Origin of the sequence: Clostridium beijerinckii HUN142 (assembly GCF_000621745.1) — a bacterium.
Classification (GTDB): Bacteria; Bacillota; Clostridia; order Clostridiales; family Clostridiaceae; genus Clostridium; species Clostridium beijerinckii_A.
Window position 1 is genome coordinate 12,506 of sequence record NZ_KK211343.1, and the last position, 8,818, is coordinate 21,323.

General features: G+C 30.2%; 14 protein-coding genes and 1 pseudogene. 5 read left to right on the forward strand and 10 right to left on the reverse strand.

Annotated elements, in window-relative coordinates:
• Positions 1-210 (reverse strand): annotated as a pseudogene (locus tag T483_RS31850) (hypothetical protein); the annotation flags it as partial.
• 248 nt (positions 211-458) lie between these two features.
• Positions 459-899: a methyl-accepting chemotaxis protein gene (locus tag T483_RS30020; RefSeq protein WP_242841949.1), complete on the reverse strand. Its 441-nt coding sequence runs from the start codon at positions 897-899 to the stop codon at positions 459-461.
• Positions 900-991: 92 nt separating this feature from the next.
• Between T483_RS30020 and T483_RS0128465 the strand changes: the two genes are divergently transcribed.
• On the forward strand, positions 992-1,216 hold the full coding sequence (locus tag T483_RS0128465; protein WP_012058448.1) for a DUF1659 domain-containing protein: 225 nt from the start codon (positions 992-994) through the stop codon (positions 1,214-1,216).
• A gap of 215 nt (positions 1,217-1,431) precedes the next feature.
• A complete protein-coding gene (locus T483_RS0128470; protein WP_026889860.1) occupies positions 1,432-1,650 on the forward strand; it encodes a DUF2922 domain-containing protein in 219 nt (72 codons plus the stop codon).
• 52 nt (positions 1,651-1,702) lie between these two features.
• On the opposite strand, the gene T483_RS32395 is transcribed toward T483_RS0128470, so the two are convergent.
• From T483_RS32395 to T483_RS0128515, 7 genes are all read right to left on the reverse strand, one after another.
• Positions 1,703-1,876, reverse strand: a complete 174-nt coding sequence (locus tag T483_RS32395) for a hypothetical protein (RefSeq protein ID WP_242841950.1) — start codon at positions 1,874-1,876, stop codon at positions 1,703-1,705.
• 258 nt (positions 1,877-2,134) lie between these two features.
• Positions 2,135-2,377, reverse strand: coding sequence for an AbrB/MazE/SpoVT family DNA-binding domain-containing protein (locus T483_RS0128490; RefSeq protein WP_026889861.1), 243 nt, complete (start codon positions 2,375-2,377; stop codon positions 2,135-2,137).
• 107 nt (positions 2,378-2,484) lie between these two features.
• Positions 2,485-3,111, reverse strand: a complete 627-nt coding sequence (locus T483_RS0128495; protein ID WP_026889862.1) for an ATP-binding protein — start codon at positions 3,109-3,111, stop codon at positions 2,485-2,487.
• 49 nt (positions 3,112-3,160) lie between these two features.
• Positions 3,161-4,465, reverse strand: coding sequence for a phage replisome organizer N-terminal domain-containing protein (locus tag T483_RS0128500; protein ID WP_026889863.1), 1,305 nt, complete (start codon positions 4,463-4,465; stop codon positions 3,161-3,163).
• Complete coding sequence (locus T483_RS32580) at positions 4,452-4,580, reverse strand: hypothetical protein (protein ID WP_278247504.1); 129 nt, start codon at positions 4,578-4,580, stop codon at positions 4,452-4,454. Before T483_RS32580 ends, T483_RS0128500 begins: the two co-directional genes overlap by 14 nt.
• Before the next feature lie 20 nt (positions 4,581-4,600).
• On the reverse strand, positions 4,601-4,822 hold the full coding sequence (locus T483_RS0128510) for a helix-turn-helix domain-containing protein (protein WP_026889864.1): 222 nt from the start codon (positions 4,820-4,822) through the stop codon (positions 4,601-4,603).
• 116 nt (positions 4,823-4,938) lie between these two features.
• Positions 4,939-5,163 (reverse strand): helix-turn-helix transcriptional regulator, encoded by a 225-nt coding sequence (locus T483_RS0128515; RefSeq protein WP_026889865.1) that lies wholly within the window; start codon positions 5,161-5,163, stop codon positions 4,939-4,941.
• Positions 5,164-5,416: 253 nt separating this feature from the next.
• Here T483_RS0128515 and T483_RS0128520 point away from each other — a divergent pair, with 253 nt between their 5' ends.
• The 3 genes from T483_RS0128520 to T483_RS32400 all read left to right on the forward strand — a co-directional run bounded on the left by T483_RS0128520 (position 5,417) and on the right by T483_RS32400 (position 7,264).
• Positions 5,417-5,791: a helix-turn-helix domain-containing protein gene (locus tag T483_RS0128520; protein ID WP_026889866.1), complete on the forward strand. Its 375-nt coding sequence runs from the start codon at positions 5,417-5,419 to the stop codon at positions 5,789-5,791.
• A 184-nt stretch (positions 5,792-5,975) separates the two neighbouring features.
• Positions 5,976-6,146, forward strand: a complete 171-nt coding sequence (locus T483_RS31445; protein ID WP_155268563.1) for a hypothetical protein — start codon at positions 5,976-5,978, stop codon at positions 6,144-6,146.
• Between the two features lie 641 nt (positions 6,147-6,787).
• Positions 6,788-7,264 carry a site-specific integrase gene (locus tag T483_RS32400; RefSeq protein WP_242841951.1) on the forward strand — a complete coding sequence of 159 codons (477 nt, stop codon included), beginning with the start codon at positions 6,788-6,790 and terminating at the stop codon, positions 7,262-7,264.
• Positions 7,265-7,693: 429 nt separating this feature from the next.
• On the opposite strand, the gene T483_RS0128535 is transcribed toward T483_RS32400, so the two are convergent.
• Positions 7,694-8,818, reverse strand: a 1,125-nt coding sequence (locus T483_RS0128535; RefSeq protein WP_026889867.1) for an IS256 family transposase, incomplete at its 5' end; no start/stop codon positions are given.

Below are 8,818 nucleotides of genomic sequence, written 5' to 3' on the forward strand. Positions count from 1 at the left end.
CACTCCTGTTGCTCCACTTGGTCCAGTTACTCCTGTTGGTCCGATTGGACCTGTCACTCCTGTTGGCCCGATTGGTCCAGGCAAACCCGGACTACATCTACAGCAACAGCAGCATATTCTATCATTCCCGCAGTGGGATTCACAATTAAACTTATTTGGAGGATTCACATATTGTCCATGTTCATTGTAATATCCATTTTTGTTAATCATTTTTCTTCTCCTATCCAATGTTATCTGCATTATTATATGATTCAGAAATTATATTTGTTAATATAGAAACTACATTAAAATTAATTTTATCCGATTCTATAAATTACTAATTAGCACTCAATATCGCCCTCAAAAAACGTATTATCCAAACTCTATATAATAATCATTTTTCAAAATTAATTTGATATATATAATAAAAATGGTTCCCAATATAAGGGGACCTAAGATATTATTTGTAATTGCCTATATTATAAACTAGCCAACTTGTCTAATTCCATAGTAAAACTTGTAACTTCCTCAACACTAGCATTTGTTTCTTCTATTGCAGCTGATTGTTGCTCGGTTATATCTAATGTAATGTTTGATACCTGCATGGTTCTTTCCATTGATGTCTGTATTTTTTCTACTAAACCAGCAATATTCTTTGATGTTTCTTTAGAGTTTTCTGCTAAATTTCTAATTTCTTTTGCGACAACAGAAAATCCTTTTCCTAAATCTCCGACCCTTGCTGCCTCAATTGAAGCATTAAGTCCAAGCATTTTTGTTTGATTAGTTATATCCTTAATATATCCTAAAATAACATTTATTTCATTAGAAAGTTCTCGCACTTTTACTATCTGGCTGTTTAATAAATTTTGATTTTCAGTAACATCTACTGATGGCGCAGCAAGTTGACGAGTTGTAATCAATAATATCTTTTAAATAATTTTCATCTATTTATGTAATAACAGACATTTAAACATATATCCTTTATGAAAACAAAATGAAGGAGGTTAAAACTATGGCTGTAACTAAAACTATCGACTCTGTTTCTCTCAGTATTGAAGTTCAAAAAGCTTTAGACAAAGCAGGCGACCCAATTTATACAAAGAAAACTTTCTCAGGTATAAAAACAGATGCTACACCTGAAAATGTGTATGCCGTTGCTGATGCAATTAAAGGTGTTATGGAAGCCAATACTAGAGATTACTTTATTAATGAATCTTCTAGTTTAGCAAATGCCTAAGATCTTATTCTAAAAAAATATTGTATGAAACTCGACTCACATTCGTTCGCTGAGTGCTCACAGAGTAAGCGACCATCATCAAATCATAGATGCTCACAGAGAAAGTTCTGCTAGCCAAATACAAGATTTGGAGCATCACTTTTGATATGTCTGCTTAAGTGATTCACACTGAATCATAGATTCGGGTTCTCTACTTAAGATTGGAGGGAAATTAAATGGAATATTCTTTATCTATGACTTTTTTAACTGTGGCTGGTGAAAAAAGTACTTTAAGTGTTTCTGGAGTTAAACCTACTCTTACAAAAGATGAGGTTAACGCACTTATGGATACTGTAATTGCTAAGAATGTTTTCAAAGCTAATTCTGGTAATTTAGTTAAGAAATCTGGTGCTCAAGTGACTCAAAGACAAGTTACTAAATTTGATGTAGCTTAGTTTTGAGTAACATTATAGAAGCTTGTCTCTATAATAGACAAGCTTCTATTTTTTATACTTTCTTTTCAGCTTCTAATCTAGCTCTTCTCTCTTCTTTTAATTTTGTAGCTGCAGCAACAAGTAAATCATTATTATCTAATAATTCATCTGTAGCATAAGGCAATACTTTATCAAAAATCCATGCTTCAAATTTCTCTGCTCCATGTAATTCAGATTTAGCTACCAATGGATATATATCATTCAGGAATTACACTCATTTCTATATTTTGAATGGCATCAGTTCCGTCTTTCATCTTTCCAGTAACTACACCTGCTCCGTGTTTCACGGATCCCGCACAGTGTCTTGAAATTCCATCATTATGCTTTTGCTATATCAATCCCAACAGCATAATCTTTATTATTAATTTTTACCCATCGTATTTCTCCAAAGCGTTCATCTTTAAAATTCATAAGCTATCCATTTTTTTATCTCCTTTTTTCGGATTTAATCTTGCCCTAAAGCCTTTCTGCATGCATCGCAAACAACCGCTCCATTAAATTCAACAACATCTTTATCACTTCCACAAAAGATGCATCCTTTAATATATTTTCTAACAACCACCCCATTATCAACCTTAATTATCTCCATAGAATCTCCATCGTCAATTCCTAGTACCTTTCTTATTTCCTTTGGTATTACAATCCTTCCAAGCGGATCAAGTTTTCTCACTATTCCTGATACTTTCATTTAAATAACTTCCCTTCATAATTTAGCTTTGCTTAATTCTCAAAAAAATTCGTTTTCATGCCATTTTTCACTCTATAATTGTGCATTGTGAACTATGCATTGTAAATTTACTTAAGCCTATAATTATTACTAATATCCTTCTCAATTTCTACTACATAATCTTTTGACATTTCATATATTCTTGAAGCAACCCCTTCATCAAAAGCTAGCAATCTATCTATTGGAAATTCACTGCTGACTATAATAGGCAGAAAATTAAGATACCTGTAATTAATAATTTCAAACATAATATTTACATCTGTTTCATTGATTTTTCCCTTAAAAAGATCATCAACAAGTAGAATCTCACATAATTGATACTTTGAGATGGTCCTAGTATAATATTCTTCATCAATCATATTTTGTTTTATCTTTGTGATTACATCACGATAAGGCATGTACACCACTTTAATTCTTTGTTTTAAAAAATTTAATGCAACAGCAATGCTACAGTGCGTTTTACCGCTGCCAACCTGGCCACATAATAAAATACTATTTCTCCTATTATCTTTTATTTCATCAAAATCAGTACAATATGCTGCTGCAGTGTCCTTAATTCTTTGAGAAGCATTATTCCAAACTTCAAAGCTAGAGAAAGTAAGTTTACTTTGTTCAACATTGATTCCTGAATACTTCCACTCATTCTTCAGTTTTTCTATTTTCCTGCATTCACAGGCTACAGCAAGAGGCTGCATATGTTCCTGAGTGATAAGTATCCATCCAGTATCACTGCATTTATCACATTTATATGAGGTTCGCTTCAATCCTCTTTCGTTCAGCTTCTGTAAGTTTTCGCGGTTCCTTTGGCTTGAATCCTGCAAATTCATTTTTATCTGCTGTGTTACTCTTTCCATTGCTTCTAACCCCATTTTTCTTTACCTCCATATGATCTTCTGGATACCCATCTCTCCTCCAGTTTTTTAATACCCCAATCGCATACTTTATGTCAGGGCAATTCTTTTCAAACCCAACATCCATGGCCATCTTAACCATTTTTTCTCCATGGATATCAATAGCTGATCTAAGTGCAACATAGTCGCATCCTCCTAGCTTTCCTGTTATTTTTTCATGATAATGCATAAGTTCTAAAACCTTAAGATTTATATCCTCCTCTTTTCCCAATTCACTTTTAATATTATTATGCTTGTCGAAGAGGCTTGATTTGCTTACTTCTTCATTGGAATTTGAGTTTTTATTATTCAAATCACAAGTACTCTTTTTACTCTCTGTATTTTTATCTTTATCTATCTCTTTTTTCTTTTTCTCTATCTCTTTCTTATTCTGTTGCGTTACTGTAACGTTACTTTTATTTGGTGTAACGTTACCAGTATTTTTAGTAACAGTACAATTATTATCAGAAGTTTCTATAATGCCATTAGTGTTAGCTGCATTAGTAACATTATTAGATTTATCATCAATCACAGTATTTTCAGAAGCTTCTTCCGTCACTTCCAAATTTTCCAATATATCATTTTTACCTAGAGCTTTATCTTCTTCCATACTAGAATTTGCAGAGTAATCTTTCTTTCGTTCTAAGTTATTAGTTCTTTTTAATTCTACATTTTCATTCAAATCTTGATTTGCTTCTAAATCCATATATTCTTCTAAGACTTGATCTTCCTGAGTTTCCTCCTTATTACTTTTAGTTAGATTCTTCTCTTCTTTTTTCTTTTCTCTATGACTTTCAACTCTTTTTCTATTTTGTTCACGGACCCTTTCCATTCCCTCTATGTTCTGATGCTTATCCCAGTTCACAATTCTAATTACTTTATCACAATCTATTTGAATCATGCCAAAGTTAGATAATACTTTTAATGCAATCTTAATATCCTCTAAAGGCCTAGAAAATAATACAGCTAACATTTTGTCAGTGAGAGGTTTTCCTTCTGATAATAAAACCTTTCCATTGGAATTAAGTTTTCCACCAAGTAAAAGTATTCTTATCCACACGTAATGAATTGTATCCCTCTTAGGCATTGCGTCTATTAATTTTATTTTTTCATCATCATGCATATTAGTGGCTAATTTAATCCATTTAATATCTGCCATTATTTTCGCGCTCCCATAAATAAAATTGCCTAAACCTTTCAAGCCCATTCCATGATGGGTTCAACTCAATTAACTTACAAACATCTATATAACATTTAAAAACTTTAAGATTCATTTGTAAATCCTCTCTTTCTTCTATACATCCTTACCAAAAGTTAAATCTTTTATATCCTCTAAGTTAGATAAATCTTTCCAATTGTTTTCTTCTAAAAATTTCATTAATTCTGTTCTGGTTATCTTTAGACTTCCAAGCTTTAATCCTCGAATCACATTATTTCTTAATAGATCATACACAGAATTTCTATTAACTTTTAATAACTCTGCTGCTTCAGACACAGTATATAAAACTGGCTCCATCCCTATCCCCCTATTCTCATCTCAATAATTCATCCCTCACAAATTCACTTCACATTACAAGTGCTATTTCATTCCCACTTAATAAAAAGATCATATCTATAACTTTCTACTTAATATTAAGCGTTTCTATCAGTTTTCATATTGTTAAATTCATCAATAATAAATAGTTCTTCTATTGTTTTCCCCCAAAAATTCGAAATGAATTTAGCCTCTGTTACACTAAAATCAGATTTACCATTTATTTTGTAATTTAAAGCACTTCCAGTTATTTTAAGTTTTTCAGCTAATTCCTGTTGAGTAATTCTTTTTTCTACCATAATGCCTTTCAATTTACTATACATACCTCAGTCTCCTTTTTAATTATTTAAATCTTAATATATGTTCATTTAAATTTTCATTATGATAATTAGTTTTTTAATATTATCTAATCGCTAATTTTATTTCATTATAAATTATCATTTAGATAATTTCAACATATTTTACTTAATTTAATATAATTCATTTTATCTTTTAGTTAATTTGGTGTTTATTAATTAGCAAATAGTTTATAATATAAATTAGTAAATTGTGTATAGCGTATAGGGTGGTGATAATATGAGTAAATTTCCTACTAGACTTAAAGAACTTCGTGAAGAAAAAGGATTATTAGGTAAAGACTTTGCAAAAATTATGAGTGTTGAACCTGCAACAGTAACCAATTGGGAAAAGGGGAATAGATTTCCTAAGGATGATGTCTTGATTAAAATTGCTGATTATTTTGACTGTAGTACTGATTATCTTCTAGGAAGAACTGATGATAAACTTGCAAAAGTATACTCAGGAACATTGCACAATCAAACTATAGAAATTGAAATTGACAAAGGATATCCGCATGAATTAACCCCTGAAGATGTCCAAAATATCCTTAAGCAGCTAGATGCCGTAGGTTTAGATGTAAACAAATTAATTGAAAACTCCAAAAATAAATAGCACAGCAAAAAACCATAGATTTCTTATCTATGGTTTTTTTGTATTATTTTGACTTTAATTGATTAAATATTTATCTTTTCTTTTAAAAAATTTGAATTTTTATTCCAAAATATTGAAATTTATATTCTATAATGTTATAATTTTCCATAGAACTTAAGTTCGCTAATTTTAGGGGGAACGCTTTATGCTATGGCAGTATATTTTAAAAATAAAACTCAATGATGAAATCGTTTATTTAAGAGATATAGAACACATAGAAGATCGGATGTTAGATGAAGAAAAAAGTTTATTGGATAAGAATACTATAGATTTTGAAATACTATCTAATATGAAGGTGAACAATAATGCAAGGTAGCATTAGTAAAAAGGGAAAAAACTATTATATTAGGTACTACGATGATATACATGTGCAAAAAAGCAAATTGAAAAAGTAATTGCTCCATCCTATGATGAAGCCGAAAAAAATTAAATGAAATAATATATAAACAAAATAATGGATATATAAGCTCAAATATATCTTTAAAAGCTTATTTAAATATGTGGCTAGAAGATTATGTATACTTTTAGCATTATCAATAATTTTTGTATATATATCTTTATATAGAAAATATAAACTCAACATTATCTCATCAAATTTAGGCAATTTATCCATGAATATCTCATAGAGCAAAGGTAAAATAACTGTTATTTTATGATTTATTTCTTCTGCTTCAAAGTCAAACTCAAAATGTGTTAATTTATTTCTCCATTCATTTAGTTTATTAAAACATTCATATTGATATTCAACGATATTATAATGAACTTCATAAGTAGGGAAAAAGCAGAAATGTTATAAAAAACAATAATAAACTCTTAAAACAATTTCTTAATTATGCTGTTGACTGCAGATATATTTTAAAAAATCCTTGTGGCGGTAAAAAAGTTGTTATTCCAAAGGATAAAGCTAAAAATATAGATAAGGATCTTAGCGATATTTCAATCTTCTCTAAAGAAAGCATGCAAAAAATACTTTCTCAAAAAGAAGACACTAAAATACGATACATAGCTTTAATTTCCTATGCAACTGGCATGAGACGTGGTGAGATCTTGGGATTAAGAGAATCTGATATAGATTATACTAATCTGGAAATTCGTATTAGGCGAAATTTAGTTACAACATTTGTCTATGATGATGATGGCAATAAACATAAAGAAACATTTTTAGATGAAACAAAAACTCATACTTCTGTTAGAGATATCCCCTTACCATATAATTTAATTCCAATTATAAAATCTGCTATAGCTTTAAAGAAAAAGGATATGCTAAAGTGTGGCGATAGTTATAACAGAACAAATAAAGATTTCATATTTTTAACTGAAGCTGGTGAGTATATAGATGCAGGTAATATTGATAAGAGCTGGATATATTTTTTGAAAAGATGTAAAGTAGATCATTTAAAATTCCATGCATTAAGACACACCTATGCCACTTAACAATTTGAAAATAATATTAGAGTTGAAACAGTATCAAAATTACTTGGGTATGCTAGTATCGAAATAACTTCTAATATCTATACTCATGTCATGAAGAAGGAAAAACAGAAGACTGTTGATGCGTTGACTTTACTGAATTAATAACTTTTCATGAAGTAAAATAGTAGCTTCATTTGTTACCTATGATAAATATATCTAAAAAAACAGTAAAAAGCCTAAGGCTAGATTAAATCTAACTCTTAGGCTCTTAGAAGTCATATAATTTTTAATCTAACAAGAGTCTGTCAAGACTTTCGTGTAAACTTCAAAAAGTAATATGTTTATTTTATAAGGTTGGAGGTAGAATAAAACTTCCAACCTTAATTTTATAGTTATTCAATATTATTACATTATATATGTATAGATTGAGTGAGTTAAGTTCCGGTATTTTTAAAACAAAACTTCGTCTAAACGACCTTCGAAGAAGATTGATAATTGAGCTAAAATTTGAGCCCACCCCTTAATTCCTTGCGTCCATTTCTTTGTTATATCAATAGTTGCAAGATAAAGTATCTTTAGTAATGACTCATCGTTAGGGAAAATTGATTTACTTTTAGTAACTTTCCTAAGTTGGCGGTTATAACTCTCCATTGCATTTGTTGTATATATTATTTTTCTTATTTCAGGTGGGTATTTGAAAAATGTTGAGAGTTCATCCCAATTGTTTCTCCAACTTTTTATTGCTATTAGATATTTGTCTCCCCATTTTTCTTCTAGATTATCTAATTCTGCTAAAGCGACGTCTTCTGTTGGTGCTTTATATACTAATTTCAAATCAGCATTAAAGGCTTTTAAATCCTTATAAGATAAATATTTACTAGAATTTCTTATTTGATGAATAATACATCTTTGTATTTCAGTATTAGGAAATACTGCTTTAATAGCTTCTTTAAAACCGTTGAGACCATCAACACATGCTATTAGAATATCATTTATACCACGGTTTTTAAGTTCATTTAAAACTAATAACCAGTATTTTGATGATTCAGAAGCACCGATCCAAATACCCAATACATCTTTCTTACCTTCAAGGTTAACTCCGATAACAGCATACGCTGCTTTCGACACAATAGCATTATCTTTTCTTACTTTAAAATGGATTGCATCCATAAATATTATTGGATAAATTGATTCTAATGGCCTGCTTTGCCACTCTTTAAGTATTGGAATAACTTTATCTGTTATATTAGAAATAAGAGTTGGTGATGCATCCATTCCATAAATATCATTAATTTGAGTTGCTATATCTCTTGCGGTCATTCCTTTTGCATACATTCCAATTACAGCACTTTCTAGGTGTGATACATCAGTTTGATGTTTCTTCACTATCGCCGGCTCAAATGAGCCTTCGCGGTCTCTTGGAACATCTAAATCAAATAGTCCTAAATTTGATTTCATAGTCTTTGTACTTTTTCCATTTCTACTATTTGAAGTGTTTTTATGTTCATAATCATGTTTAGCATATCCTAAGTGACTTTCCATCTCCGATTCCAGCATCTGCTGAAGTAACCCTCC

What these genes read in the sequence shown, in the direction of transcription:
- T483_RS32580 (WP_278247504.1), bottom strand. Translation starts at nt 4,580, where the DNA reads ATGAATCTTAAAGTTTTTAAATGTTATATAGATGTTTGTAAGTTAATT.
- T483_RS0128510 (WP_026889864.1), bottom strand. Translation starts at nt 4,822, where the DNA reads ATGGAGCCAGTTTTATATACTGTGTCTGAAGCAGCAGAGTTATTAAAA.
- T483_RS0128490 (WP_026889861.1), bottom strand. Translation starts at nt 2,377, where the DNA reads ATGAAAGTATCAGGAATAGTGAGAAAACTTGATCCGCTTGGAAGGATT.
- T483_RS32400 (WP_242841951.1), top strand. Translation starts at nt 6,788, where the DNA reads ATGCAAAAAATACTTTCTCAAAAAGAAGACACTAAAATACGATACATA.
- T483_RS0128515 (WP_026889865.1), bottom strand. Translation starts at nt 5,163, where the DNA reads ATGTATAGTAAATTGAAAGGCATTATGGTAGAAAAAAGAATTACTCAA.
- T483_RS0128465 (WP_012058448.1), top strand. Translation starts at nt 992, where the DNA reads ATGGCTGTAACTAAAACTATCGACTCTGTTTCTCTCAGTATTGAAGTT.
- T483_RS0128470 (WP_026889860.1), top strand. Translation starts at nt 1,432, where the DNA reads ATGGAATATTCTTTATCTATGACTTTTTTAACTGTGGCTGGTGAAAAA.
- T483_RS0128520 (WP_026889866.1), top strand. Translation starts at nt 5,417, where the DNA reads ATGAGTAAATTTCCTACTAGACTTAAAGAACTTCGTGAAGAAAAAGGA.
- T483_RS31445 (WP_155268563.1), top strand. Translation starts at nt 5,976, where the DNA reads ATGCTATGGCAGTATATTTTAAAAATAAAACTCAATGATGAAATCGTT.
- T483_RS0128500 (WP_026889863.1), bottom strand. Translation starts at nt 4,465, where the DNA reads ATGGCAGATATTAAATGGATTAAATTAGCCACTAATATGCATGATGAT.
- T483_RS0128495 (WP_026889862.1), bottom strand. Translation starts at nt 3,111, where the DNA reads ATGCAGCCTCTTGCTGTAGCCTGTGAATGCAGGAAAATAGAAAAACTG.